At 62.4% G+C, this 25,273-nt stretch carries 31 protein-coding genes; 12 read left to right on the forward strand and 19 right to left on the reverse strand.

Annotation, left to right across the window (positions count from 1 at the left end; genetic code table 11):
* The first annotated feature begins 107 nt into the window (after nucleotides 1–107).
* Nucleotides 108–1,001: a tRNA 2-thiocytidine(32) synthetase TtcA gene (gene ttcA / locus NKH91_RS16845; RefSeq protein ID WP_352641108.1), complete on the forward strand. Its 894-nt coding sequence runs from the start codon at nucleotides 108–110 to the stop codon at nucleotides 999–1,001.
* Complete coding sequence (locus NKH91_RS16850) at nucleotides 991–1,818, forward strand: inositol monophosphatase family protein (RefSeq protein WP_023717378.1); 828 nt, start codon at nucleotides 991–993, stop codon at nucleotides 1,816–1,818. Before ttcA ends, NKH91_RS16850 begins: the two co-directional genes overlap by 11 nt.
* A gap of 22 nt (nucleotides 1,819–1,840) precedes the next feature.
* Here NKH91_RS16850 and NKH91_RS16855 read toward each other — a convergent pair whose 3' ends face one another.
* Both NKH91_RS16855 and grxD read right to left on the reverse strand, forming a co-directional pair.
* Nucleotides 1,841–3,040 carry a multidrug effflux MFS transporter gene (locus NKH91_RS16855; RefSeq protein ID WP_031193515.1) on the reverse strand — a complete coding sequence of 400 codons (1,200 nt, stop codon included), beginning with the start codon at nucleotides 3,038–3,040 and terminating at the stop codon, nucleotides 1,841–1,843.
* 206 nt (nucleotides 3,041–3,246) lie between these two features.
* On the reverse strand, nucleotides 3,247–3,582 hold the full coding sequence (gene grxD / locus NKH91_RS16860) for a Grx4 family monothiol glutaredoxin (RefSeq protein ID WP_023674712.1): 336 nt from the start codon (nucleotides 3,580–3,582) through the stop codon (nucleotides 3,247–3,249).
* Between the two features lie 162 nt (nucleotides 3,583–3,744).
* Between grxD and NKH91_RS16865 the strand changes: the two genes are divergently transcribed.
* A complete protein-coding gene (locus NKH91_RS16865; protein WP_352845035.1) occupies nucleotides 3,745–4,551 on the forward strand; it encodes a phosphodiester glycosidase family protein in 807 nt (268 codons plus the stop codon).
* 12 nt (nucleotides 4,552–4,563) lie between these two features.
* Here the strand turns inward: NKH91_RS16865 and NKH91_RS16870 are convergent, their stop codons facing one another.
* From NKH91_RS16870 to NKH91_RS16880, 3 genes are all read right to left on the reverse strand, one after another.
* A complete protein-coding gene (locus NKH91_RS16870; protein WP_023674714.1) occupies nucleotides 4,564–4,797 on the reverse strand; it encodes a BolA/IbaG family iron-sulfur metabolism protein in 234 nt (77 codons plus the stop codon).
* An 86-nt stretch (nucleotides 4,798–4,883) separates the two neighbouring features.
* On the reverse strand, nucleotides 4,884–7,124 hold the full coding sequence (gene purL, locus NKH91_RS16875) for a phosphoribosylformylglycinamidine synthase subunit PurL (RefSeq protein ID WP_023717381.1): 2,241 nt from the start codon (nucleotides 7,122–7,124) through the stop codon (nucleotides 4,884–4,886).
* 149 nt (nucleotides 7,125–7,273) lie between these two features.
* Nucleotides 7,274–8,686 carry an aminotransferase-like domain-containing protein gene (locus tag NKH91_RS16880; RefSeq protein ID WP_023717382.1) on the reverse strand — a complete coding sequence of 471 codons (1,413 nt, stop codon included), beginning with the start codon at nucleotides 8,684–8,686 and terminating at the stop codon, nucleotides 7,274–7,276.
* A gap of 138 nt (nucleotides 8,687–8,824) precedes the next feature.
* Here NKH91_RS16880 and NKH91_RS16885 point away from each other — a divergent pair, with 138 nt between their 5' ends.
* Nucleotides 8,825–9,031: a DUF1127 domain-containing protein gene (locus tag NKH91_RS16885; protein WP_353022699.1), complete on the forward strand. Its 207-nt coding sequence runs from the start codon at nucleotides 8,825–8,827 to the stop codon at nucleotides 9,029–9,031.
* Nucleotides 9,032–9,049: 18 nt separating this feature from the next.
* Here the strand turns inward: NKH91_RS16885 and NKH91_RS16890 are convergent, their stop codons facing one another.
* The 7 genes from NKH91_RS16890 to purC are packed head-to-tail and all read right to left on the reverse strand — an operon-like array spanning nucleotide 9,050 to nucleotide 13,102.
* A complete protein-coding gene (locus NKH91_RS16890) occupies nucleotides 9,050–9,691 on the reverse strand; it encodes a Pr6Pr family membrane protein (RefSeq protein ID WP_023717384.1) in 642 nt (213 codons plus the stop codon).
* A 4-nt stretch (nucleotides 9,692–9,695) separates the two neighbouring features.
* Nucleotides 9,696–10,106, reverse strand: coding sequence for a hypothetical protein (locus tag NKH91_RS16895; RefSeq protein ID WP_023717385.1), 411 nt, complete (start codon nucleotides 10,104–10,106; stop codon nucleotides 9,696–9,698).
* 2 nt (nucleotides 10,107–10,108) lie between these two features.
* The gene (locus tag NKH91_RS16900) at nucleotides 10,109–10,774 is read right to left on the reverse strand and encodes a glutathione S-transferase family protein (RefSeq protein WP_352845034.1); all 666 of its coding nucleotides are present in this window, start codon (nucleotides 10,772–10,774) and stop codon (nucleotides 10,109–10,111) included.
* 31 nt (nucleotides 10,775–10,805) lie between these two features.
* Entirely contained in the window at nucleotides 10,806–11,474 is a 669-nt protein-coding gene (gene purQ, locus NKH91_RS16905) for a phosphoribosylformylglycinamidine synthase subunit PurQ (protein ID WP_352817470.1), read from the reverse strand.
* Nucleotides 11,471–12,028 carry an RNA 2'-phosphotransferase gene (locus NKH91_RS16910; RefSeq protein WP_352845203.1) on the reverse strand — a complete coding sequence of 186 codons (558 nt, stop codon included), beginning with the start codon at nucleotides 12,026–12,028 and terminating at the stop codon, nucleotides 11,471–11,473. The genes purQ and NKH91_RS16910 overlap by 4 nt, the downstream gene beginning before the upstream one ends.
* Nucleotides 12,025–12,267 (reverse strand): phosphoribosylformylglycinamidine synthase subunit PurS, encoded by a 243-nt coding sequence (purS, locus tag NKH91_RS16915; protein ID WP_023717389.1) that lies wholly within the window; start codon nucleotides 12,265–12,267, stop codon nucleotides 12,025–12,027. The genes NKH91_RS16910 and purS overlap by 4 nt, the downstream gene beginning before the upstream one ends.
* Before the next feature lie 40 nt (nucleotides 12,268–12,307).
* The gene (gene purC, locus NKH91_RS16920; protein ID WP_023674725.1) at nucleotides 12,308–13,102 is read right to left on the reverse strand and encodes a phosphoribosylaminoimidazolesuccinocarboxamide synthase; all 795 of its coding nucleotides are present in this window, start codon (nucleotides 13,100–13,102) and stop codon (nucleotides 12,308–12,310) included.
* 270 nt (nucleotides 13,103–13,372) lie between these two features.
* Here purC and NKH91_RS16925 point away from each other — a divergent pair, with 270 nt between their 5' ends.
* Both NKH91_RS16925 and NKH91_RS16930 read left to right on the forward strand, forming a co-directional pair.
* The gene (locus NKH91_RS16925; RefSeq protein WP_023717390.1) at nucleotides 13,373–13,693 is read left to right on the forward strand and encodes a DUF1476 domain-containing protein; all 321 of its coding nucleotides are present in this window, start codon (nucleotides 13,373–13,375) and stop codon (nucleotides 13,691–13,693) included.
* A 120-nt stretch (nucleotides 13,694–13,813) separates the two neighbouring features.
* Entirely contained in the window at nucleotides 13,814–14,587 is a 774-nt protein-coding gene (locus NKH91_RS16930; RefSeq protein ID WP_023717391.1) for an HpcH/HpaI aldolase family protein, read from the forward strand.
* Here NKH91_RS16930 and NKH91_RS16935 read toward each other — a convergent pair.
* Complete coding sequence (locus NKH91_RS16935; RefSeq protein WP_023717392.1) at nucleotides 14,584–15,132, reverse strand: RBBP9/YdeN family alpha/beta hydrolase; 549 nt, start codon at nucleotides 15,130–15,132, stop codon at nucleotides 14,584–14,586. The two genes, NKH91_RS16930 and NKH91_RS16935, sit on opposite strands and share 4 nt — an antisense overlap.
* Before the next feature lie 271 nt (nucleotides 15,133–15,403).
* On the opposite strand from NKH91_RS16935, the gene NKH91_RS16940 reads away from it, so the two are divergent.
* The gene (locus NKH91_RS16940) at nucleotides 15,404–16,216 is read left to right on the forward strand and encodes a VOC family protein (RefSeq protein WP_023717393.1); all 813 of its coding nucleotides are present in this window, start codon (nucleotides 15,404–15,406) and stop codon (nucleotides 16,214–16,216) included.
* A 1-nt stretch (nucleotide 16,217) separates the two neighbouring features.
* On the opposite strand, the gene NKH91_RS16945 is transcribed toward NKH91_RS16940, so the two are convergent.
* Genes NKH91_RS16945 through NKH91_RS16960 form a run of 4 tightly spaced genes read right to left on the reverse strand, consistent with a single transcriptional unit; the run spans nucleotide 16,218 to nucleotide 19,394 of the window.
* Complete coding sequence (locus NKH91_RS16945) at nucleotides 16,218–16,790, reverse strand: RBBP9/YdeN family alpha/beta hydrolase (protein WP_352845032.1); 573 nt, start codon at nucleotides 16,788–16,790, stop codon at nucleotides 16,218–16,220.
* Nucleotides 16,790–18,097 (reverse strand): adenylosuccinate lyase, encoded by a 1,308-nt coding sequence (gene purB, locus NKH91_RS16950; protein WP_023717395.1) that lies wholly within the window; start codon nucleotides 18,095–18,097, stop codon nucleotides 16,790–16,792. The genes NKH91_RS16945 and purB overlap by 1 nt, the downstream gene beginning before the upstream one ends.
* A 59-nt stretch (nucleotides 18,098–18,156) precedes the next feature.
* Nucleotides 18,157–18,657, reverse strand: a complete 501-nt coding sequence (locus tag NKH91_RS16955) for a hypothetical protein (protein ID WP_031193518.1) — start codon at nucleotides 18,655–18,657, stop codon at nucleotides 18,157–18,159.
* A gap of 11 nt (nucleotides 18,658–18,668) precedes the next feature.
* Nucleotides 18,669–19,394: a DUF2259 domain-containing protein gene (locus NKH91_RS16960; protein ID WP_352845031.1), complete on the reverse strand. Its 726-nt coding sequence runs from the start codon at nucleotides 19,392–19,394 to the stop codon at nucleotides 18,669–18,671.
* Nucleotides 19,395–19,642: 248 nt separating this feature from the next.
* On the opposite strand from NKH91_RS16960, the gene NKH91_RS16965 reads away from it, so the two are divergent.
* Nucleotides 19,643–19,897 carry a DUF2171 domain-containing protein gene (locus NKH91_RS16965; RefSeq protein WP_254817658.1) on the forward strand — a complete coding sequence of 85 codons (255 nt, stop codon included), beginning with the start codon at nucleotides 19,643–19,645 and terminating at the stop codon, nucleotides 19,895–19,897.
* A gap of 29 nt (nucleotides 19,898–19,926) precedes the next feature.
* Here NKH91_RS16965 and NKH91_RS16970 read toward each other — a convergent pair whose 3' ends face one another.
* Nucleotides 19,927–20,946, reverse strand: a complete 1,020-nt coding sequence (locus NKH91_RS16970; protein WP_352481167.1) for a P1 family peptidase — start codon at nucleotides 20,944–20,946, stop codon at nucleotides 19,927–19,929.
* On the reverse strand, nucleotides 20,946–22,019 hold the full coding sequence (locus NKH91_RS16975; RefSeq protein ID WP_352884196.1) for a branched-chain amino acid ABC transporter substrate-binding protein: 1,074 nt from the start codon (nucleotides 22,017–22,019) through the stop codon (nucleotides 20,946–20,948). The genes NKH91_RS16970 and NKH91_RS16975 overlap by 1 nt, the downstream gene beginning before the upstream one ends.
* Before the next feature lie 180 nt (nucleotides 22,020–22,199).
* On the opposite strand from NKH91_RS16975, the gene NKH91_RS16980 reads away from it, so the two are divergent.
* Genes NKH91_RS16980 through NKH91_RS16995 form a run of 4 tightly spaced genes read left to right on the forward strand, consistent with a single transcriptional unit; the run spans nucleotide 22,200 to nucleotide 25,268 of the window.
* Nucleotides 22,200–22,694 (forward strand): flavin reductase, encoded by a 495-nt coding sequence (locus NKH91_RS16980; RefSeq protein ID WP_023717402.1) that lies wholly within the window; start codon nucleotides 22,200–22,202, stop codon nucleotides 22,692–22,694.
* A gap of 31 nt (nucleotides 22,695–22,725) precedes the next feature.
* Complete coding sequence (locus tag NKH91_RS16985) at nucleotides 22,726–23,655, forward strand: AAA family ATPase (protein WP_352884199.1); 930 nt, start codon at nucleotides 22,726–22,728, stop codon at nucleotides 23,653–23,655.
* A gap of 4 nt (nucleotides 23,656–23,659) precedes the next feature.
* Nucleotides 23,660–24,904: a vWA domain-containing protein gene (locus tag NKH91_RS16990; protein WP_023717404.1), complete on the forward strand. Its 1,245-nt coding sequence runs from the start codon at nucleotides 23,660–23,662 to the stop codon at nucleotides 24,902–24,904.
* 25 nt (nucleotides 24,905–24,929) lie between these two features.
* On the forward strand, nucleotides 24,930–25,268 hold the full coding sequence (locus NKH91_RS16995; RefSeq protein WP_023717405.1) for an XdhC family protein: 339 nt from the start codon (nucleotides 24,930–24,932) through the stop codon (nucleotides 25,266–25,268).
* Nucleotides 25,269–25,273 lie beyond the last annotated feature (5 nt).

Consider the following 25,273-nt stretch of genomic DNA (forward strand, 5'->3'; position numbering starts at 1 on the left):
GCCTTTTCTTTTTCGTTCCTTTTTCGCGGCGTGATTCCGAAATCGATTTCGATTTTCGGTTCGATGCGCTACTGCGGGCGGCAACAGGACTTTAGGGCCGACGCGCCGTGAACATGCAGCCAGACGCCGAAACGCTCGAACCGGTCGCCGACGCCGAAGGCGGCTTTCATCCGCTGTTTGCCGATGTGCCGTCCTCCGTCGAGTTCAACAAGCTGCGCAAGCGGCTGCTGCGGCTTGCCCGCCAGGCGATCGACGATTTCTCAATGGTGAGGCCCGGCGACCGCTGGCTGGTCGCTCTGTCGGGCGGCAAGGATTCCTACGGCCTGCTTGCCGTGCTGCTCGATCTCAAATGGCGCGGGCTGCTGCCGATCGAGCTGTTGGCCTGCAATCTCGACCAGGGCCAGCCGAACTTTCCCAAGCACATATTGCCCGACTATCTCGACAGCCATGCCATTCCGCATCGCATCGAATATCAGGACACCTATTCTGTGGTCATCGACAAGCTGGCCGAGGGCAGCACCTATTGCTCGCTGTGTTCGCGGCTGCGGCGCGGCCATCTCTATCGCATTGCCCGCGAGGAGGGCTGCTCGGCGCTGGTGCTCGGCCATCACCGCGAAGACATTCTGGAAACCTTCTTCATGAACCTGTTCCATGGCGGACGCCTCGCCGCCATGCCGCCGAAGCTGCTCAACGACGAAGGCGACGTCATGGTGCTGCGGCCGCTCGCCTATTGTGCGGAAGCCGATCTCGAGAAATTCGCCGGCGCCATGAAATTCCCGATAATTCCGTGCGATCTGTGCGGTAGCCAGGAAGGCCTGCAGCGCAACGCCATGAAAGCGATGCTCGACGACATCGAGAAGCGCATGCCCGGCCGCAAGGACACCATGATCCGTGCCATGGCCAATGTGCGGCGCTCGCATCTGCTCGACAGGACGCTGTTCGATTTCGCCGCCCTCAACGATGCTCTTAACGCAAAGCAAGACGGTCCCCATGACATTTGACGACAGCGCGATCGACTGGCTTGCCGACCTTCTGTCGGACGCTGCCGTCGCCGAGATCATGCCGCGCTTTCGCCGGTTGAGCGAGGGCGACGTGCGTCGCAAGACCTCGGCCGCCGATCTTGTGACCGAGGCCGACGTGAATGCCGAGCGGCTCATCACCGCCAGGCTGCTTCAGCGTTATCCCAAGGCGATGATCGTCGGCGAGGAGGCCTGCTCCGACGACCCGACGCTGCTCGACGGTCTCGGCGATGCCGAACTCGCCTTCGTCGTCGACCCGGTCGACGGCACCTTCAACTTCGCCTCCGGCGTGCCGCTGTTCGGCGTCATGCTTGGCGTCGTGGTCAAGGGCGAGACGGTCGCCGGCATCATCCACGATCCCGTCGGCAAGGACTGGCTGGTCGGCGTCAGCGGCGCCGGCAGTCATATTCGGCACGCGCATGGCAATTTCGAAAAAGTCCATGTCGCCAAACCGGCGCCGATATCGGAAATGACTGGAGCGGTCTCGTGGCACTATCTACCCGAGCCGGACCGCTCACGCCTGGCGCGCAATCAGACCAAGTCGCTGTCGCAGTTCAACTATCGCTGCGCAGCCCACGAATACCGCCTGCTGGCCAGCGGCCACGGCCATTTCGTCGTCTATAACAAGCTGATGCCGTGGGACCATCTGGCCGGCGTACTGATCCATGCCGAGGCCGGCGGTTATGCCGCGCGCTTCGACGGCAGCGCCTATCTGCCGTCACATGTCGGAGGTGGCCTGCTGGTCGCGCCGGACAGGGAAAGCTGGCGGGAGCTGCGCCGCGAGCTTTGGGCGGAATAGTTTTATCCGCCAGCGCGTAAAACTAGACCGGCGGGTTTTGCGGCTGGAACAGCCTGCCGCGCTCGGCGATGAGAATCATCAGCAGCGCCGCCACCGACACGCTGCAGAACCCGGCGGCCAGCGGCGTTACCGTACCGTTGAAGGCCTGGCCGATCAGCGTGCCGAGGATGCCGCCAAGAAATGTCTGCATGAACCCGAGAATCGACGAGGCGGTGCCGGCCAGGTGACCGAGCGGCTCCATGGCGAGCGCGTTGAAGTTGGCGCCGAGCGCGCCGAACGGTACCATGGCGCAGGCAAAGAAAGTAATGAAGAGCCAGAGCGGCATCTTCATTTCGATGGAAACGACCAGCCAGGCAAGGCTGATGGCCAGAAACAGCAGCAGCGCGCTTTGCGACAGACGGCGCATGCCGATGCGGCCGACGAGGCGCGAGTTGAGGTAGTTGGAAAAAGCAAGCACGCCGGCAACCCCCGCGAAGATGACCGGGAACATCTCGCCGACATCGAACACGCTGACATAGATCTGCTGGGCCGAGGCGATGAAGCCGAACATGGCGCCGAAGATGAAGGTGCTGGCGAAGGCGTAGCAGAGCGCGATGCGGTTGGTGAGAACGATGCGGAAGCCGCCGATGATGGAGGACAGCGTCAGCGGCCGGCGATATTCTGGATGTAGTGTCTCGGGCAGGCGCAACAGCGACCAGGCGGACACGATCAGCGCGCCGGCCGCCATGGTGACGAAGATCACGTGCCAGGTCGCAAACAGCATGATGAATTGGCCGATACCGGGTGCCACCACCGGAATTGCCATGAACACCATGAAGATCAAGGACATGACTTCGGCCATGCGCCTTCCGTCGAACGTATCGCGCACGATCGAGACGGCAATGACGCGCGTCGCCGCCGCGCCGATGCCTTGCACGGCCCGGCATAGCAGAAGCGTGGCGAATGACGGGGCGACTGCAGCAGCGCCCGCCGCCGCAACATAGATCACCAGCCCGGCAACCAGCGGAGCGCGGCGCCCGAAGCGGTCCGAGACGGGCCCGAAGAACAGTTGCCCACCGCCGAAGCCCAGTATGTAGGCGGTGATCACATATTGCCGGTGGTTTTCATTTTCGACGCCGAGCGAGGCGCCGATCTGCTGCAGCGCCGGCAACATGATGTCGATGGCCAGCGAATTGAGCGCCATCAGCGCCGCGCATAGCGCGATGAATTCCCAGCGCGGAATAGGCAAGGTGCTTGCCTTTTGCTGCGCTTGTGCTTGCTGATCCACGGCCAGTCCGATCTTCAAACGAAAATGCGCCGGCGTGCCGACGCATCCATTCGTTCATTGCCCCGATAGCGGGCACAACTTTTTGCCAAGGTGCCCCGGCGCTAAGCGCATGACCCCGACAATCGCAGTCGATCTTCGGAAAGCCATACGCAAAACAGAAGTCAGGCGGCGCCTTTGACGCTGACGCCCTTTTCGACGAGGAAGGTCTGCAATTCGCCCGCCTGGAACATCTCGCGGATGATGTCGCAGCCGCCGACGAATTCGCCCTTGACGTAGAGCTGCGGGATGGTCGGCCAGTTGGAATAGTCCTTGATGCCTTGCCGTAGCTCGGCCGACGTCAGCACGTCGACACCCTTATAGTCGGCGCCGATATAGTCGAGGATCTGCACGACCTGACCGGAAAATCCGCATTGCGGGAAGCCGGGCGTGCCTTTCATGAAGAGAACAACGTCGTTGCCCTTCACTTCATTGTCGATGTAGTCGTTGATGCCGCTCATGGAATACCCTTTCATGCCTGTGGGAGTCAGGCTCGAACATTACCCTTCAAATAAACCCATGGGTTGCGCGAAACAAGATGTTTGCCGCCTTGCCATGCAAATGGCGCAAAGGAACGTCTGATCTTGTGCCAAGCCGTTGGCCACCATCTTTCCCGAGGCGCGATGAAAAGACGATATCTCGCCGGGTTCCTCCTCGCCGTTCTGCTCGCCGCACTGGCCTTGATTTGGTGGGCCAGGTCGCCGAGACAGCCACCCCTCGTCGTCGGCGGTGAATTGCCGGCGCCGTGCCGCGACGCGAGCTTCGAGGCGGCCGCCTACGTCGTCTGCGAAATCGATCTGCGCCGCTATGACATCGGTGTGTTCCACGTAGGCCTCGACGGCAAGGCCTTCGGTTCCCTGGACAAATTCGACAAGGCGATGGCGGATCAGGGCCGGCCGGTGCTGCTCGCCATGAACGCCGGCATGTATCACCAAGATCTGACCCCAGTCGGCCTTCTCGTCGAAGACGGCCGGGAGAAGGCGCCGCTCAACGTCGCCGACAGCGAAGGCAATTTCTTCCTGAAACCGAATGGCGTGTTCGTGGTCCGCAAGGACGGCAAGGCGGCGGTCATGGAGACAAGTGCCTATGCCGCGGCCAGGCCGGACGTGATGGTCGCAACGCAATCCGGCCCGATGCTGGTGATCGACGGACGGCTTCATCCTCGATTCGAGCAGAACGGCACATCGCGCTATATCCGCAATGGCGTCGGCGTGCGTGACGAAAACACCGTCGTGCTGGCGATCTCGCGCTCTCAAGTCAGCCTCGGCAGCTTCGCACGGCTGTTTCGAGATGCGCTCACTTGCCCCAATGCGCTTTTCTTCGACGGGGTCGTTTCGGCGCTGTCGAATGGCGAGCGGATGATTGTTGGTGGAAACTATCCGGCCGGGCCGATCATTGCCGTGACCGGCAAGGCGCTTGCGAGCCGGTAACTGGACGGGAGTTTAGTCCGGCACGCTGGTCTGCAGGGCAAGCGCGTGCAGCACGCCGCCCATGTTGCCCTTCAGCGCGTCATAGACCATCTGGTGCTGCTGGACGCGGCTTTTGCCGCGAAAGCTTTCGGCCACCACCTCCGCCGCATAATGGTCGCCATCGCCGGCCAGGTCGCGAATCGTCACCTTGGCGTCCGGAATGCCTTCCTTGATCAGCCGTTCGATGTCGTGGGCGTCCATTGCCATGCGAGGATTCCTTGTTCAGGTCGTGAACTCATAGATATGGTCGAAACGGCGGATGAACCACAGTGAAACGGCTCCACTCGATCACATCACGGGTCCACGACCTCATTTGCCATGAAGCGAGGGAACCAGGATTCGTGGGCAGCGGTCAATTCACTGACCGGTATCGCACGTGCCTCGCCCAGCTTCAGTTCGCTGCCGCCGGTCGAGCCGATCCACGGTGCAAAAATGCCGAGCTTGCTTTGCTGTTCGCGAATGGCATCCCACGCCTCGCTCTGCGGGTCGATCGACAGCGTCAGCAGATAGCGGCCCTGATCCTCGCCGAACCAGACCGGGATCGGATCGGTGCCGATCAGGCCGGGGATGGTCGCGCCGATGCCGGAGGCCATCGCCATCTCGGCCAACGCCACCGCGATGCCGCCATCGGAAACGTCATGCGCCGCGGTAACGACGCCCGACGCAATCAGCGCCCGCACATGGTCACCGACGCGCTTTTCGTGATCGAGATCGACGGGCGGCGGCGGGCCGTCGGCACGGCCATGGATGTCGCGCATATAGACCGATTGGCCAAGATGCGTGCCCCACATGGTCGGTGCGCCGACCAGCACGATCATCTGGCCTTCGGCGGCAAAGCCGATCCGCACCATTTTCGACCAATCGGCAATCAGCCCGACGCCGCCGATGGTTGGTGTCGGCAGTATGCCTTGGCCGTTGGTCTCATTGTAGAGCGAGACGTTGCCGGAGACGATCGGGAAGCCCAGCGCCCTGCAGGCATCGCCAATACCTTTCACCGCGCCGACCAACTGACCCATGATCTCCGGCCGTTCCGGATTGCCGAAATTAAGGTTGTCGGTGGCCGCGAGCGGCAAGGCACCGGTGGCGGTAAGATTGCGCCAGCATTCGGCCACCGCCTGCTTGCCTCCCTCGTAGGGGTCGGCCTCGCAATAGCGCGGCGTCACGTCGGAGGAGAAGGCGAGCGCCTTGGTCGGATGACCGTCGATCCGCACGACGCCGGCATCGCCGCCGGGAAGCTGCAACGAATTGCCTTGGATCAGCGTGTCGTACTGCTCCCACACCCAGCGGCGCGAGGACAGGTCCGGCCCGCCAAGCAGCTTCAGCAAAGCCTCGGCCACATCGGTTTGCGGTGCATCGCCGGCGCCCAATGGCGCCGGCTTCTTCGGCTCGACCCAGGGACGGTCATATTCCGGCGCCTGGTCGCCGAGATCCTTGATCGGCAGGTTGGCGACCTCGTCGCCCTGGTGCAGCACGCGGAAGCGCAGATCGTCGGTGGTCTTGCCGACGATGGCAAAGTCGAGGCCCCATTTGTGGAAGATCGCCTCGGCCTGTTTTTCCTTTTCGGGGCGCAGCACCATCAGCATGCGCTCCTGGCTCTCCGAAAGCATCATCTCATAAGCGCTCATGCGCTCTTCACGCACCGGCACCTTGTCGAGATCGAGCTCAATGCCGAGGTCGCCCTTGGCGCCCATTTCGACCGCCGAGCAGGTGAGACCAGCGGCACCCATGTCCTGGATGGCAATAACGGCGCCGGACGCCATCAGTTCGAGGCAGGCTTCGAGCAGGCATTTTTCGGTGAAGGGATCGCCAACCTGGACCGTGGGCCGCTTCTCGTCGATCTTGTCGTCGAATTCGGCCGAGGCCATGGTGGCGCCGCCGACGCCGTCGCGACCGGTCTTGGCGCCGAGATAGACGACCGGCAGGCCGACGCCCTTGGCCTCGGACAAAAAGATTGCGTCCGTCTTCGCGAGGCCCGCGGCAAACGCATTGACCAGGATATTGCCATTGTAGCGGGCGTCGAAATTGACCTCGCCGCCGACCGTCGGCACGCCGAAGGAATTGCCATAGCCACCGACGCCGGAAACGACGCCGGCAACGAGGTGCCTGGTTTTGGGATGATCCGGCGCACCGAAGCGCAGCGCGTTCATCGCCGCGATCGGCCGCGCGCCCATGGTGAAGACATCGCGCAGGATGCCGCCGACGCCGGTCGCCGCTCCCTGATAAGGCTCGATATATGAGGGATGGTTATGGCTCTCCATCTTGAAGACGACGCAGTCGCCGTCGCCGATGTCGACCACGCCGGCATTCTCGCCCGGGCCCTGGATGACTTGCGGCCCGGTGGTCGGCAGCGTACGCAGCCATTTTTTCGAGGATTTGTAGGAACAATGCTCGTTCCACATCGCGGAAAAAATACCGAGTTCGGTAAAGCTCGGCTCGCGCCCGACCAGGTCGAGGATGCGTTGGTACTCGTCGGGCTTCAGCCCGTGCGCGGCAATGAGTTCCGGAGTGATCGGCACGGAATTGGAAATGGTCATGATCGGCAATTTGTGTCCTTGGGATCGAGTCCCGTCTTATCGCAAGCTTTGCAGCCGATACACCCCGTCGGATGACTAAAACGACGGAAAGCAACAGCTTGCCGCAAGTAGCGGAAGATCGCCACTCGACCCGCCGGTTTCAAGCCGGTTCAGGAAAAGCTGTCGTAGCCGGCGCGGCCTTCGTCCAGAAGCCGCCGGATCACAGCGACGCCGTGCGCAATATCGTCCCGCTGTCGCGGCTGCGAGATGCCAAACCGCACGCCGTGAAAGGCCTGTTCGGAACGCCCCGCCTTGAACTCGTCCTCGTCGTCGATGAGCACGCCATGTTCGAGGCAAGCCTGTTTGAAAGTGCCGGAAAGCCATGGGTCCGGCAAAGTGAGCCAGACGAACGGCACATTATCCAGCGCCTTGAAGTCGAAGCCGTCGAGTGTCTCGCGCACGATCGCGATGCGCGCACCGATCTCGGCAATGCTGCGCTTGCGCATCTCGGCGGCCTGACCGGACAACACCAGCCGGCTGCCCACCTCCGCCAGCAGAAAGGGCAGGCCGCCCGTCATCATCTTATGGGCAACCCGGATGCGGTGACGATAGGCCGGCGGGCAAGCGAGCCAACCGCCGCGAACACCCGCCGCGACCGATTTCGACAGGCCGCCGGCAACGATGGTCCGTTCGGGAGCATATTCGGCCAGTAAAGGCGTCGGGTCGTCGGTCAGTCCGCCATAGAGATCGTCCTCGATCAAGACGACGTTATATTGACGGGCGACATGCGCGATTGCCTCGCGGCGCGATGCCGACAGCGTTGTCAGCGTCGGGTTCTTGGCCGTCGGCATCAAAAACATCATCTTCGGGTGCTTTTGTGCGCAGACGCGCTCGAAATCCTGGGGATCGATGCCCTCGTCGTCAGCCGCCACCAGTGCGGTCCGGCGACCGATCAGGCCGGCGCTGCGGGAGATCTGCGAATAGGTGAGGTGCTCGAAGACGACATAGTCGCCGGGGGCGGTGAGCCCCGCAATTGTTGCCATCACCGCGGCGTGGGTGCCGAGCGTGGGGACAATGGCATCCGCCGCCGGGCGATAGGAATTGCGCGACAGCCAGCGCCTGCCGGCCTCGAACCAGCGGTCCGGGAAATCACGCGTGTAGCTTGAAATCTCATGCGGATGGTCTTGCGCCGTGCGTGTCAACACATCGGCGACGATGGCACCCTGGCCGACATCCGGTGCGGCGGTGCTATCGAAGCGCATCTTGTCGCCGGGCGCATCCATATAGCGCGTGCCTTGTTCGACCGGCTCCAGGAAATCCGGCTTTGCGCTTTCCGACTGCTGAGCGAGAACATAGGTTCCGCGGCCCACCTCGCCGCTGACCAATCCCCGCTCGCGCAGCAATTGATAGGCCCTGCCGACGGTGCCGACGGTCGTGCCGATGTCGTATGCCAGATCGCGCTGCGGCGGCAGCTTTGCCCCTGCACCGATCAGGCCGCGGTCGATGTCCGTCTCGATGGAATCGGCAAGCCGCTGATAGAGCGGGCCGGTACCCGCGGTAAGATCTGGAAGCCAAGTTGTCATGGTGACAATTTTTTACATTGCACCAGGATGTGAGTCAATACATATCAGATCGGCGGCGAGAAGGGTACAATCCGAAGTTTTGGCAGAAAGAAAATGGCTACAATAGAGACAATCCGCCCCGTTAGGGCTGAATTGCAGATGCAGGTGGCGCCTCCGTTAGGCCGGCCAACCTATGTTAGTCGGCTGGTGCGTACGCTCGGATCCTTCGCGAGATGGATTGGCAGGCTAATGGATCGTCGGCGCAGCCGGCTGGTCCTGCTCGAGATGACCGACGACCAGCTCAAGGACATAGGCATTACGCGTTGTGATGCCCATCGTGAGGGCCTCAGGCCGTTCTGGGACTGAGGGTTGAGGCACCGCACTTTAGCGGACGCCCGCCGCCCTGAGCCTCGATACGCCGTGGTCCACAAGCACGGCCACGATACACAGAACCAGAAAAAGCCCGGTGATGGCCAGAGCCGAGACGGCGACGCTGGCCGCCCCGTGTTTGGAGACGTCGAGGAATGGATAGGGTACTTCGCCGACGATCGGCGCCCGCAGCAGCGCGTAGGCCAGATAGGCGATCGGATAGATCATCCACCACGAGATGTCACGCCATCGCGTCGAGCCGTCGGCGCCCGCCACAAGCCACCACAGCACGAACACCACCGGCGTCACATAGTGCAGGAGCACGTCGCAGAGCAGGAACAGCCCTTGCGGCTGCCAAAGCTGCGCCAGGACCGTGGCGTAGATAATGAGGACCAGGCTTATGGCGACGGCTACGCCCGCCCCTATCCGTGGCCCGGCAAAGGCCGGAAACCAGGCATAACCCGTCGACGACAGCAACGAGGCATGGACGAGCACCGCGCCGATGTTGGTCAGGATGGTGAAGAAGCTGAAATAGAAGACCAGCGAGCCGACAAAGCCGCGGCCGGCTTCCATTGATGCCGGGACGGTGATGCAGAGCTGCAGGACGAGCCCGGCCAGGCCGACGACCAGACCGGTGATCTGCAGCAAGCGACCCATTGGGCTAGGCAGCAGCGCCACAGGCCGGATTGCCGGCCTGCCAGCGGGCAATGTCCGAGCCGATGCGGCCGCCGAGCGGTTCCGCCATCAATGGGCCGAACACGTCGACGCGGCTCGAATTGCCTTGCGCCTGCACGACCAGCAACGGCTTTCCGCCATAATGTTTGGCCGGCACCAGCAGGAAGCGCGGCGTGCCGCTGAACGAATTCAGCTCGTTGGCCATCTGATAGGATTTGAAGGCAGGGTCCTTGCTGGCGATCCAGCATTTGTGGGCAGCTATTGCCACCTGCTCCATGGCAAGCAGTGACGCGCTCTTGCCCGCCGGCGCCGGCGTGCTCTTCGGGCTTGACTGGCATGAGGCGAGTACAAGCCCGGCGGCAGTAGCGACGGCGAGGCGGGCGAGTGTCAATCGCATGGTCAAGCGGCGCCCATCTCGAGTTCGGACAGAAAGATCTTCAGACCGTCTGTCATCTCACCCCAGACGCGCGACAGCGCCGGATGCTGCAAGGCGATTTGCTCATAGGCATCGAATTTCGGATAGGCGTCAAGCAGGTCGGGGCGGCCGATCGTCGCCCTGAAATTGTTGAAGACGAAGCGGGTCGGCGTCAGCCACGCATCGGCGAAGGAGATGTCGTCGCCGAGCGCGAACGGGCCATGCGCCATGCGGGCCTCGATTGCCGCAAGCCCGTGATGCAATCGGGCGAACTGTGCCTTGATGTCCGCCTCGTTGCGCTGCGGCACGAAATAGAGCTCGAACAGCTTCATCGTTGGGGCGAGCACGTCAAGGTCGGTGATGCGGGCGAACATGCGCACCAACGCCCGGTCTTTCGAATCCTTGGGCAGCAGCGCTGGCTCGGGAAAGCGTTCCTCCAGATATTCGGCAATGACCACCGATTCGACGATCGTTTCGCCCGAGCCGGTGATCAGCACTGGAATCCGGTTGAGCGGGGAGATGGAACGAAAGGCTTCGGGGATGGGAAATCCCGGCGGCGGTGCAATGACCTTGAGCGGCACGTTCTTGATGTAGGCCAGCGCCCGCACGATCGACGAATAGGGCGACAGCGGTCGCGAATAGAGTTTCATGACCGTCGCTCCAGGAGGAAAATTGAATGCATCAAGCGGCGATGCCCAGCGCGCTTTCGAACAGCGCCCGGCCGTCGCTGCCGCCATGCGCCGCTTCGATCAGGTTCTCGGGATGCGGCATCAGGCCGAGCACATTGCCACGGCCGTTGACGATGCCGGCAATGTCGTTGATCGAGCCGTTGGGATTGGTGCCTTCGGCGTAGCGGAACACCACCTGGCCTTCGCCTTCGAGGCGGGCCAGCGTTTCGGCATCGGCAAAATAATTGCCGTCATGATGCGCCACCGGCGCGCGGATGACCTGGCCCGGCTGATAGCGGCTGGTGAACATCGAGTTGGCATTGGCGATCTGCAGCTTGACTTGCCGGCAGACGAATTTCAGCGAGGTGTTGCGCATCAATGCACCCGGCAACAGGCCGGCCTCGACCAGGATCTGGAAGCCGTTGCAGACGCCGATGACCGTGACGCCCTTGGCCGCCTTTTCGGCCACAGCCCGCATTACCGGCATGCGCGCGGCAATGGCGCCGCAGCGCAGATAATCGCCAAAGGAAAAGCCGCCGGGAATGGCGATCAGGTCGACGTCGGGAATTTCAGTGTCGGTCTGCCAGACGGTGACCGGCGGCGTGCCGGAAATCTTGGTCAGCGCCGCGATCATGTCACGGTCGCGATTAAGGCCGGGGAGCAGGACGACGGCTGATTTCATGAGAATTCATGCTCGTTGAGTTGGAACAGATATCGCGGCAAAACATGGCTGGTCAGCCAGACGCCATTTTCGGAAAGAAAAAATAAGGGGCCGTTTTTGGCCATGTTTTCCGAGTCGATCCGCAGGATAACACTTCTCCCCTTGCGGCGCTGTGCGACGATCACAGCTGTTTCAATGTCTTTTGACAAATGAACGTGCTGCCGAGACTGGCTGATCAAGCCTTCTCGTAAGATGCTGGGGAGAAACTCTTCCTTGGTGCCGTGATATAAGACTGTTGGAGGAATTGATGGCGACAGGCCGAGATCAATCTCGACACTGTGGCCTTGAACCGCACGGACACGATCACCGTCGATTGCAAAGCGCTTTTTCGGGTTCTCGTCGATGATCCGAACAACCTCGGCGGCGGATGTGCCGAACTTCGCCTGAATCGCCGCGCAAAGTTTGTTGAAATCAGTCCAACCGTTCTCATCCAAAGTCAGCCCCGCTTCATTGGGAGCATGGCGTAAAACAAGACTCATGAACTTCGATATCTGGATGTCTTTCGACAAGCTCAGCCGATCTCCACCGCGTAATTCTCAATCACCGTATTCGCCAGAAGCTTGTCGCACATAGCTTTCAGATCGGCCTCGGCCTTGGCCTTGTCGCCCTCGGCAAGCTCGATATCGAAAACCTTGCCTTGCCGCACCTGGCCGACGCCGCCGAAACCCATTCCGGAAAGCGCATGCTCGATTGCCTTGCCTTGTGGGTCGAGCACGCCGTTCTTGAGGGTTACGGTAATGCGGGCCTTGATCACGCTGGACATGCTCCTGTTCACCTGTTGAGCGGGCAAGCCGTCAGTGCGGCTTGCCTTTGACACCGTCGGTCGATGCGACGAGCACCGGTCCGGCAGGGCGCGGCGGTTCGTTCTCGTTCATGATGCCGAGGCGGCGGGCAACTTCCTGATAGGCTTCGACGAGCCCGCCCATGTCGCGGCGGAAGCGGTCCTTGTCGAGCTTGTCCTGGGTCGCCACGTCCCACAGCCGGCAGGAATCCGGCGAGATCTCGTCGGCGACGACGATGCGCATCATATCGCCTTCGAACAGGCGGCCGCATTCGATCTTGAAGTCGACGAGCTGGATGCCGACACCCATGAACAGCCCGGAAAGGAAGTCGTTGACGCGGATGGCCAGCGCCATGACGTCGTCGATCTCCTGCGGGCTCGCCCAGCCGAAGGCGGTGATGTGCTCTTCCGAGACCATCGGATCGTCGAGCGCATCGGCCTTGTAATAGAATTCGATGATCGAGCGCGGCAGCACGGTGCCTTCCTCGATGCCGAGGCGCTTGGCCAGCGAGCCGGCGGCGACGTTGCGTACCACCACTTCGAGCGGGATGATCTCGACTTCCTTGATCAGCTGCTCGCGCATGTTGAGCCGGCGGATGAAGTGGGTCGGAATGCCCATCCGGTTGAGATGGTTGAAGATGTGCTCGGAAATGCGGTTGTTGAGGACGCCTTTGCCATCGACGATTTCATGCTTCTTCTTGTTGAAAGCGGTGGCGTCGTCCTTGAAGAACTGGATCAGCGTGCCAGGCTCCGGTCCCTCATAAAGGATCTTGGCCTTGCCTTCATAAATGCGGCGGCGATTTTTCATCTGATTTTTCTCTGGATTTGCGGGCAGGCGGCAAGCGACCAGTTCCTGTCCGTCTGCCTAACATAAGATGGCGACGGTGGGGTTCAATGCCGGTGTCTATCCCAATCGCACTGTTTGCTCAATCGGCAAATCCTTTCAATCAACCGCTTTCGGGGACCGAAATGCCGCAGCGCAGCAAGCAATGTAGCATATTGACCGGCCGGCGCCCTTTTGGTTTGTGCTCCGGCAACACATATTGGCACAACGAATCGGATTTCACGGAGGGATGCCATGAGCAGCATGAAAGACCGCGAAGAGGGCTTTGAGCGCAAATTCGCATTCGACGAGGAACTTCGATTCAAGGCTGCGGCACGCCGCAACAGAGCGCTCGGCCTGTGGGCTGCCGAAAAGCTCGGCAAGTCAGGCGCCGAGGCCGACGCCTATGCCAGGGAAGTGGTCGTCAGCGACATCGAGGAAGCCGGCGATCACGACGTTTTCCGCAAGATACGCAAGGATTTCGATGCAGCCGGCATCGACCAGTCGGACCATCAGATCCGCCGCACCATGGATGAATTGATGGCGCAGGCGATCGAGCAGATCAAGAACACCTGATCCTTCCGCCGGTATCGATCGAATGCTGGACCAATCGACCGCCCGGCCTAACCGGGCGGTTTTTCTTTGCCTTTACGGTCATTTCCGGCTGAATTGCTGCAGCCAAAGAGGAAATCACCAATGTCCCTGAAGTCACGCCTGGCGGCCGACGAAACGCTGTTCACCGCATGGTCCGGCGTGCCGGATGCCCTGACTGTCGAGATATTGGCCAGACAAGGGTTCGACGCGGTTACGCTCGACATGCAGCATGGTGGCCATCACGAGGACAGCGTGCTGCGCGGGCTTGTGCCGGTGCTGGCGGCCAACAAGCCGGCGCTGGTGCGCATCCCGGTCGGCCGCTTCGACATGGCCAGCCGCGCGCTCGACTTCGGCGCCGAGGCTGTGATCGCCCCGATGGTGAATTCGGTGGCGGACGCAAAGCTGTTTGCCGCCGCCATGAAATACCCGCCACTCGGCGAGCGCTCCTGGGGCCCGACCTATGCTTTTCCGCGCCATGGCAAGGGCGACTATGCCGACTGGCTGCGCGACAGTAACCAGCGCACCATGGCGTTCGCCATGGTCGAAACGCGCGCCGCGCTTGATGCACTCGACGGCATTCTCGACACGCCGGGTATCGACGGGATCTTCCTCGGCCCGTCGGATTTCTCGATCGCCTGGTCGAAGGGAACCACCGTCAGTTCGACGCTGGAGAGCATGATGGAGACCGTCGCCTCGATCGCCGAGCGCACCCGCAAAGCCGGCAAGCATGCGGCGATCTATGTGATGGAACCGGCCATCGCCGGTCGCGTGGTGTCGATGGGTTACCGGCTGCTGGCGATGGGTTCCGAGCATTCGCTGATTTCGCTTGGGGCAAAGACCCTGCTGAGCAGCGTCAGGGGTTCAATCGCTTCCTAGAGATCCGTCAGGAATTTCGCGAACGTCATCGACCCTTCGGGCCAGGGGCCAAAGCCGGAATCCGCGTTGAGATGGCCGGCATCGCCGGCGTCGATGAACAGCGAGCCCCAAGCCGCGGCAATGTCCTCGGCGACGCCGAAGGCGCAGAACGGGTCGTTGCGGCTGGCGATCACCACCGACGGAAACGGCAGCGGGTCACGCGGATAGGGACCGAAGGTCATCAGGTGCCTCGGCTTTATCTTTGGATTGGCGACATCGGGCGGCGCCACGAAAAAAGCGCCGGCGACCGGCCGCTCGAACCGAGACAAGGCCTGGATGACCGCGGCGACGCCAAGCGAATGGGCGACGATGACGACCGGCCGCTCGGCCTCGTTAACCGCCTTGGCGACACCGGCCGTCCAATCCTCGCGCACCGGCTTCGACCATTCCGCCTGTTCGACGCGGCGCGCTGTCGATAGTTTCGACTGCCAGCGGCTCTGCCAATGATCGGGGCCGGAATTGGTGTAGCCCGGCACGATGAGAATATCTGCTTCCCTGACTTTCATGGCGCGCATGTAGCGAGAGGCGCTGTCGGGTGCAACCGGGTATAAACTCAACAGCGACACGCAAACGGCCTCTCACGAGCCCGGTTCTGCTCGCTATTGTGAACACCATGTTCGCTTCTTGCGCTCTTGTGTGAACGATCGCGATCGACGATCTGTCGCCAGGAAAGAATGGCTGTTCCGAGATTTTGGCACGGACACGGCGTAGAATGATTGATGGCGCCGGGTTCCTCTGTTGGAAGCTTGTCGAGCGCCGCCTGAACGGAGCACTTTGATGAGCGAACTGCCTTTTGCCGCGACGACCCCGGTCAGCGTTGCCCGCGTCGGCTTGCGGGCGCGCCATGCAGAAAATCTCGCTGCCTACTATCGCAAAGTCGTCGGTTTGCAGGAACTGAGCCGCTCCGGCGGCACGATCACGCTCGGCGCAGTCAATCGTCCTTTGCTCGACATCGAAGCGGATCCGGCTGCGAAACCGGATGACCCGCGCAGCGCCGGTCTTTTCCACACCGCCTTCCTACTACCCAGTCGGGCCGATCTCGGCCGCTGGATCAATCACGCCATCGCCGGCAAGATTGGCATCGAGGGCGCGTCCGATCATCTGGTCAGCGAGGCGCTTTATCTGACCGACCCGGAAGGCAACGGCATCGAGATCTATGCCGACCGCCGTCCGCAGGACTGGAAATGGAACGGCGACAAGATCGCGATGGCGACGGAGCGGCTGAACATCCCTTCGGTGGTTGCCGAAGTGCCGGCCGGCGACACCGGCTGGCAGGGCGCGCCGGAAAACAGCATTATCGGCCACGTCCATTTGCGGGTCGGCAGGCCGGAAGAAGCCGAAGCATGGTGGCACCAGGAGTTCGGTTTCGACACGGTGGCAAAATATGGTGGCGCGGCGGTGTTCCTGTCGTCCGGCGGCTATCATCACCACATTGGCGCAAATGCGTGGCAGAGCCCGGGTGCCGGTCGCCGAGATCCCTCCCGCTCCGGCCTGGCCTGGGTCGAGATGCGTTCGGACAATGCCGCGAGCGACACTACCCGCGAGGATCCGTGGGGCACAGTGATAAGGACGGTTCCCGGTAAGGCGTAGGCTAGAGGTTAGCCTTCTCGATTAAGCGTCCTAGCATCAGCAGGCCCGCTGGCCATACGCCCAGGCGGGCCTCGTTTCCCATATGGCCGAGATCGCCGGCATCGGCGATATCCGCGCCCCAGGCTGCGGCAAAAGCGGTCGCCTTGTCGAAGGTGACGCGCGGGTCGCTGCGGCTCGCCACCACCAATGCCGGGAAGGGCAGGCGCTTCAGCGGCATCGGCGCGAACGGGCGCACCGCGTCGAATGAGGGATCGGTATCCTCGACATTGGTCGCGGCGACCAGGAACGCCGCCGCGACCTTGTCGAGCTGGCTTTGACTGGCCCCGGAAGCCCACTTCACCGCCGTCGCCACTGCCAGCGAATGTGCAAGCAGCACGATGCGGCGCGGTGCGGCGGCCACCGCAGCATCCACCTGGCCGATCCAGTCTTCAGGCTTCGGCCGGTCCCACTCTGCCTGCAGCACGCGGCTCGAATTGGGGAGCACCCTGCACCAATGCGACATCCAATGATCCGGTCCGGAATTGCCGCGGCCGGGCAGGGCAAGAAAATCGAAATCTCCGGCCGCCGAAATCATCAGGCTTCTCCGAACACTCGGCTGAAGATCGTGTCGACATGCTTGGTATGATAGCCCAAGTCGAATTTCTCGCGGATCTCGGCCTCAGGGAGGGCTGCAACAACGTCCTTGTCGGCCAAAAGTTCCTCAAGGAAATCAGCGCCTTGCTCCCACACCTTCATGGCATTGCGCTGCACCAGCCGGTAGGCTTCCTCACGCGAAATGCCGGCTTGCGTCAGCGCCAGCAGCACGCGCTGCGAATGCACGAGGCCGCGGAACTTGTTCATGTTCTTCAGCATGTTGTCGGGGTAGACCAGCAGTTTGTCGATGACGCTGGTCAGCCGTGACAGCGCGAAATCGAGCGTCACCGTCGCGTCGGGCCCGATCATGCGCTCGACCGACGAGTGCGAGATGTCGCGCTCGTGCCACAGCGCCACATTCTCCATTGCCGGCAGCGCGAAGGAGCGCACCATGCGAGCAAGGCCGGTGAGGTTCTCGGTCAGCACCGGGTTGCGCTTGTGCGGCATCGCCGACGAGCCCTTTTGTCCGGGCGAAAAATACTCCTCCGCCTCCAGTACCTCGGTGCGCTGCAGATGGCGCATCTCGATCGCCAGCCGCTCGATCGACGAGGCGATGACGCCGAGCGTGGCGAAGAACATCGCATGGCGGTCGCGCGGGATCACCTGCGTCGACACCGGCTCGGGCTTCAGCCCAAGTTTCTTGGCCACGTACTCTTCGACATAGGGGTCGATATTGGCGAAGGTGCCGACCGCACCCGAGATGGCGCAGGTGGCGATGTCCTCGCGTGCGTGCACCAGCCTCTCGCGGCAGCGCGAGAATTCGGCATAGGCCTGCGCCAGCTTGACGCCGAAAGTGGTCGGCTCGGCATGGATGCCGTGGCTGCGGCCGATGGTAATCGTATCCTTGTGCTCGAAGGCGCGGCGCTTGAGCGCCGCAAGCAGCCCGTCAATGTCGGCCAGGAGGATGTCGCTGGCCCGGGTGAGCTGCACGGCAAAACAGGTGTCGAGAACGTCGGAGGATGTCATGCCCTGATGGATGAAGCGGGCATCCGGCCCGACGAATTCGGCAAGATGGGTGAGAAAGGCGATGACGTCGTGCTTGGTGACGCGTTCGATCTCGTCGATGGCTTCGACATCGAATTTCGCCGCCCCGCCTTTCTCCCAAATGGTCTTGGCGGCCTCCTTCGGGATGACGCCGAGCTCGGCCAATGCGTCGCAGGCGTAGGCCTCGATCTCGAACCAGATGCGGAACCGGGTTTCGGGCGACCAGATGGCCACCATTTCCGGCCGGGAGTAGCGAGGGATCATCAGTCGGTCCTGACTTGCAAGAGCATTTGCCCGCGTCCTAACAGAGGCAAGCAAAATGCTCAACGTTGCTGGCGCGCAAACCAGACACTGGCGACAGCCAGCGCAATGAAACCGAGCGGAAAATACAGCCGGATGCCGAGGACGACGAACTGGTAGAGCGCCGTCAACATCGTGAACACGAACTGGAAAACCCAGGTGATGGTGAGCGCGGGCGCATGCCATTGGACATAGTAGGAGCGGTATTGCAGCCCAAAGAGGCCGCCGGTGAAGGCGATAGTCACGGTGAGAAGGCAGACGAAGGCGGCAGCGAGGGCGATCTCCCAGTTGCGTCCGAGGGAGACGAGTCGCGCCAGAAACAGCCCAACCGGGAAGGCCAGCGCGCCGCCGGCAGCATAAAGCAGCGAGACGAAGCGGACCTTCGCCGGGGTCTCCCAATCGTACAGCTGCAGATTGAGCAGCGCGCTGGCGCCCATCGCCATGGCCCACAACAAGGCACCGACAAAAGCGGTGCGCAGCGGCGGCAAGGAGCGGCGGAGACGGCGCAGAGCGCGATAGCGCATGGCGGGGAACGTCACAGGCGACCGGTTACCGCGATCCAGCGATAGTCCGGCCCTTCGAAGCCGTATTGGCGCACCGCGATCAGCACGGCATAGGCGCTGAGGCTATCCAGTGAAAATGTCTGGACCGCGCCGATCTGGTACCCATTCGGACAGCCTCGGCTTTGCGGGATCGATTTGTCCTCGTGAATAATCCTCGTCAGGCCGCCGTCTCTCGCTTCGATGCGCAGCAGGCGAAAGCCATTGATCTCGCCCTGGCTCTGGCAGCGTTCGGTGTCGTTCATGCCGATCTGGTCGAGCCGGAACTCGAGCGGTTCGTCGACCGGCGAAAAGATCGGGCGCGGATTGACCACCATGCGGAAGGGGTCGGCAGAAAGCTCGGTCACCGGGTTGAAGCCGGCGGTGATGCCGCGATTTGCCGTGAGTTCCGCCTGACTGACGATCGCTTCGCCCTTTTGCCGGGCCTGCAGCCGCGCTGCGTCCACGGTGGCATTCTCGTGGTCGAGCCGGATACGGATCGGCGAGCCCTTGAGAAAATTGTCGTCGGCCGTGTTGATGTAATAGCGGTTGGCATACGGGAATCCCGATCCGTCCTGGACGCCATATTCTTCGAAGGCGAAGATGCCGCCGTCACGGCTGAAGCCGAGGATCTCAAGCTCGGCGACATCGCCTGCGTAGGCGGCGACCAAAGTTGCAAGCTGGGCGAACAGGCAGACGGCAAACAGGGCAAGATTTCGCATGGGGCTTTCCGTTCAGGCAGTCGACGTCGTTAAATTCCCTATCACGATGCTGTCAAAAGATCGTGCTAACTGAAACACGAAGTCGATGCATCCAATCCGGCTGTCGTTTGTTATTGTCGGCAGCTTCACCGCATCGTGCCTTCCGAAAATCAGAATCGATTTTCGGAAGGGCACGATGCATTGATTCAAAATGTTTAGAGCATCCTTTGCGCGTCCAAAGGACGCGCGGCGCCCTAAGGGAGACCCCCATGACCGATGCAGCCAAGATCCGCGAACGTATGGAAGTGATCGGCGCCGACGGCGTCCATGTCGGCACCGTCGACAAGGTCGACGGGGATCGCATCAAGCTGACCAAGCGCGACAGCGGCGAGGGCGCTCACAGGGGCCATCACCACTTCATTCCTCTCAGCCTCGTCGCCGAGGTCGAGGGCCAGAAGGTGCGCCTGTCGGCAAACTCGGATGTTGCGGTCACGTTCGAGGAAGAAAAATCCGACCCCACCTGATCGGTCGCCCGACCACAGCGTTGGCGCGTTCAGCGCGACGACCAGACCGGGAAGAGATCGCCCTCGGCCGGCGTCGCGGCAAAGACGCCGCGGCTGATGGCGCGCGCCATCGTCGCGCCGGCAGCTGCGTAGAGATCGATTGCATCGTTGGGCCCGAGCTCGATGCCGCTCTTGCCCGTTGCCAGCGCGAAGACCAGATCGCCGTCGGCGGGCGTGTGCGTCGGCCAAATGGCACGGACAAAGCCGTCATGCGCTGATATCGCCAGGCGTTTGGCGGCGGCCTTGGTGAGGACCGCATCAGTGGCGATCACGGCGATGGTCGTGTTGGCGCCGGTTTCCGCCTGCTCTGCGGCATGCTTGTCACGGAACTTCAGCAGGATCTTTCTGGCACCGTCAGGCATCGGGTGGGGATAGCCTAAGCCGCCGAACTCGTCGCCGATCTCGAACGGTGCCGCCCAGAAATGGCGGGTCCCGGCGACCGTCACCGAGCCGGTCGGGTTGACGGCGGCGAGCGCGCCGATGGTGACGCCGCTGTCCAGCATTGTCGAGGCCGAGCCGAGCCCGCCCTTCAGACCGGAGCTCAGCGCGCCGGCACCCGCGCCGGCGGTGCCGAGCGCAAAGTCTATCGCGGCGGCTTGCGCGGCTTCGTAGCCGAGGTCGCGGTAAGGCGGATACCGGCCCCAATCCTTGTCGCCGCCATTGCGCAGGTCGAACAGGATCGCCGCCGGCACGATCGGCACGCGAAAGCCGCCGACCTCGACGCCGATGCCTCTTTCGCGCAATGCCGCCTGTACCCCCGACGCGGCGTCGAGGCCAAAGGCCGAACCGCCCGAAAGCACCACGGCGTGGATGGCATGGATTGAATTGTGCGGCTCGAGCAGGTCGGTTTCGCGGGTGCCCGGCGCACCGCCCAGGATTTGCACGCCGGCCACGGCCGGTTCGTCGCAGATGACGGTGGTCACACCGGATTTCAGCTTGGCATTCGCCGCATTGCCAACCCGCAAGCCGGCAACGTCGGTGATGAGATTGCGCGGACCGGTATGGAACATTATTGGCTCTCCGCCCGCACGAAACGGCCGCCGTCGAAACGGTAGGCGCGATAAGGATTTTGCGTCAGGTCGCCTTTCTCGTCAAAGCGGATCGGCCCGATCGCCGTAGGGAAGTCATGTCCAGTAAGCAGGTCAGCCAGGCTTTTGCTGGAGGTTTCGGAAGCCGCAAAGGCCTCGCGGGCGATCTCGACCGCGGCATAGGCGGGCAGCGTATAACCATCCGGCACGATGTTTTGTGCGGCAAAGCTTTGCAGCACCTTGGGGTCGGCGACGTCAACCCATTCGGGCGGCGCGATCATTAGCGTGCCGACGGCGTAAGGCACGTCGCCGAGCGGCGCGCGCAGCGCTTCACCGCCGGCAAACACCATGCCGGTATCGAGCTGGCCGGCGTCGCGGCCCATAATGGCGACATCATCGCCGTCACCGCCGGCAAAGACATGCGTTGCGCCGGCTTTCTTCAGTCGGCCGATCAGGCCGATCTGGTTGTCGAGCTGCGGCCGGAACGTGTCGACGAACACTGGCTTCAATGCCGCCTGCTCGGCGGCAGACCGAAACGTCTCGGCCATTTCGCGGCCATAGATCGTGCCATCGTCGACGATAGCGAACAGCTCGTTCTGCCATAGGCGGGTGAGGGTGGCGGCGACGGCATTGCGCTCGTCGTCGCCGCGCGGCCCGAGACGATAGATCGGCCATCCCGTCTTGGCGCGCCGGTCGGTCAGGCTTTCCGTGCGCACGCCGACGGTGATCACCGGGATGTCGGCATCCTTGAGGATCGGCAGAGCCGCCTCGATTGCGTCGGTGCACAGAAAACCGATGACGACCTTGACCTTGGCCGCGGCGAATTCCCGAGCGGCGGCAACGCCGCCAGCGGCCGTGCAGGCGTCATCGATCGTCCTGATCTCGGTATCACTCGCTTCAGCCGCCATTGTCGCGCCTGCCTCGATCTGCTTGCCGAGGATCGCCGACGGCCCCGACAAAGGCGCCGCGACACCGATCAGCAGCGTCTCGGCACTCGCACTACCGGCGAGCGAGAGCCAGGCCAGCACCGCTATCGTGGTTGTCCAAGGTCGCATGCGAGCGAAGAATTCCTCCGCGCCGGTCGCGTGTTTTGCCGGCGCCAATGCCGTCAAGACCTAAAGGCTGGCCAGCTTTGGCGCAACACGCGAATTCGGGATATAGCTCAAGCACTTCGCTTGTGGCATGCAATATGCGGTCATATATAACGGCTGGTTCTGACTAACGGAAAATCATCGGTGCTGAAGAAGAATGAAATCGGGCCGCAGGCCTACCGCGACGCTATGGCCCATTTTGCCGGCCATGTGCATGTGGTCACCACCGATGGCCCGGCGGGCAAGCGTGGCGCGACGGTGATCGCGGCCTGCTCGGTGTCGGACACGCCGCCGACCATCCTGGTCTGCCTCAATCGTGAAAATCCCAAGAACGAGCCGTTTGTGAAAAACGGCAAATTTGCCCTGAACACGCTGGCTTCGGATCAGGAGCCGCTGTCGATCGGCTTTTCCGGCATCACCGGCCTGCCGGTCGAGGAGCGTTTCGCATTGGCCGAATGGGACGTCATCTCGACCGGTGCGCCGACGTTGAAGGGCGCGCTTGCCGTCTTCGACTGCGAGCTGATCGACACCAAGGATTTGGCCACTCATCGTGTGCTTTTTGGCAAGGTGACAGGCCTGCGCACCGGCGATAATTTGCGGCCGCTGATCTATCACGACCGCAGCTACCACGCTCTGTAGAGGCTTTGATGGCCGCGTCCATGGAGATCAAATGACCGAGCTGAAATCGCGCCCCGTGCCGCGGACCATCGACGAGACGCTCGATCTGTTGACCGGTGCGGATTATGTGGCGGACCGGTCGATGGCGACTGTGCTGTTTTTGTCGCTGCGCATGAAGCGTCCGCTGTTCCTTGAGGGTGAGGCCGGCGTCGGCAAGACCGAGATCGCCAAGGTGCTGGCCGAGGCCCTTGGCCGTAGGCTGATCCGCCTGCAATGCTATGAAGGGCTCGATGTCTCGTCTGCCGTCTACGAGTGGAACTACGCCGCGCAGATGATCGAAATCCGCATGGAGGAGGCGGCCGGCAAGGTCGACCGCTCCGACATGGAACGCAACGTCTTTTCCGAAAAGTATCTGATCCGCCGCCCGGTGCTCGATGCGCTGACTGGCAAGGCGGGCGCCGCACCGGTGTTCCTGATCGACGAACTCGACCGCACCGACGAGGCCTTCGAGGCATTCCTGCTCGAAATCCTTTCCGATTTCCAGGTGACGGTGCCCGAACTCGGCACCATCAAGGCGGAGGAGCCGCCGATCGTCGTCATCACCACCAACCGCACGCGCGAAATCCACGACGCGCTGAAGCGGCGCTGCCTTTATCACTGGGTCGATTATCCCAATGCCGAGCGCGAGCTTGAGATCGTCCGCCGAAAGGTGCCGCAGGCCAACAGCCGGCTTTCGGCCGAGGTCGTTTCATTCATCCAGAAGCTGCGTCAGATCGAGCTGTTCAAGGTGCCCGGCGTCGCCGAGACCATCGACTGGGCCGGCGCGCTGACCGAACTCGACAAGGTGGCGTTGGACCCTGAGACGGTTTCCGACACGATTGGCGTGCTGCTGAAATACCAGGACGATATTGCCCGCATCGGTGAGGGCGAAGGCCGGCGCATCCTCAACGAGGTCAAGGCCGAGCTGTCGGCGGCGGAGTAGGGCGATGCCGCGTGCGGAACCCAAAGAGGCAACGGCGGACGGGCGGATCGCCGACAACGTCGTCTATTTCTCCCGCACCTTGCGCAAGGCCGGTATGCGTGTCGGACCGGCCTCGGTCAAAGACGCCATCGAGGCAGTGCTCGCTGCCGGCATCGGCTCGCGTGACGATTTCTACTGGACGCTGCACGCCGTGCTGGTCTCGAGGCACGAAGATCACGCCACCTTCGACGAGACCTTCCGGCTGTTCTGGAAGTCGCACGAGCTGATCGAAAAGATGCTGGCGATCTTTTCGCCGATCGCTCCCGACAACAAAGGGAAGCAAAAACCCCGCGCGGCCGAGAACCGCGTCAGCCAGGCGATGTTCGAGGGTCACCAGAAGAACCAGCCGGCGCAGGAAGTTCCCGAGATCGAGGTCGACGCGCGCTTCACCTTCTCCGGCAACGAGGTGCTGAGAGGCAAGGATTTTGCCCAGATGAACGCCGCCGAGATGGCCGACGCCAAGATAGCGATCGCCCAGTTGCGGCTGCCCGTCGACATGGTTCGGACGCGGCGTTTCAAAGCCGATGCGCATGGCCGCCGTATCGATCCGCGCGCCATGATGCGCTCGGCTGCGCGCACCGGCGGCGAGTTGATCCTGCCTAAATTCCGCTCGCCCCGCGAAGTCCATCCGCCGCTGGTGGTGCTTGCCGACATTTCCGGTTCTATGAGCCAGTACACGCGGATCTTCCTGCATTTCCTGCATGCGCTGACGGAAAAGCGCCGGCGCGTGCACGCCTTCGTCTTCGGCACCAGGCTTACCAATCTGACCCGTCAGATGCGGCATCGCGATCCCGATGCCGCACTCGCCGACTGTTCTGCCGCGGTAAAGGACTGGTCGGGCGGCACGCGCATCGGCGATACGCTGGCAGAATTCAACCGTTTTTGGTCGCGCCGCGTGCTGGGGCAAGGCGCGGTGGTACTGCTGATCACCGATGGGCTGGAGCGCGACGAGGTCGCCGGCCTGTCGGAGGAAATGGAACGGCTGCATAAATCCTGCCGGCGGCTGATCTGGCTGAACCCGCTGCTGCGCTTCGACGGCTTCGAGGCGCGCGCCCGCGGCGTCAGGGCGATGCTGCCGCATGTCGACGAATTCCGTTCGGTGCACAATCTCGACGCGCTCGCCGATCTCTGTGCGTCGCTGGACAAGAATTCGGTGCGTTCGGTCGACCCGCGCCGGTGGATCCAGGCTGGCGCGAAGCGCGTCGCATAACCACATGTCTCCCAGGGAGAAAATCATGGAACACAGTGTCTATCTCGATGAAGCCCGCGACCCGCTGATCATCGCGGAGGGCTGGATGAAGGACGGCAAGGACGTCGCCATTGCCACCGTGGTCGAAACCTGGGGTTCGGCACCGCGGCCGGTCGGTAGCCATCTGGTCATCGACACCGAAGGCAATTTCCATGGCTCCGTTTCGGGCGGCTGCGTCGAAGGCGCAGTGGTGACCGAAGCAATCGACGTCATCGATAGCGGCAAGGCGAAGATGCTGGAGTTCGGGGTCGCCGATGAGACTGCGTGGCAGGTCGGCCTGTCCTGTGGCGGCCGCATCAAGGTCTATGTCGAAAGATTGGGCTGATTGTC

Source organism: Mesorhizobium sp. M0894 (assembly GCF_040319725.1).
In the GTDB taxonomy this organism is placed as follows: Bacteria; Pseudomonadota; Alphaproteobacteria; order Rhizobiales; family Rhizobiaceae; genus Mesorhizobium.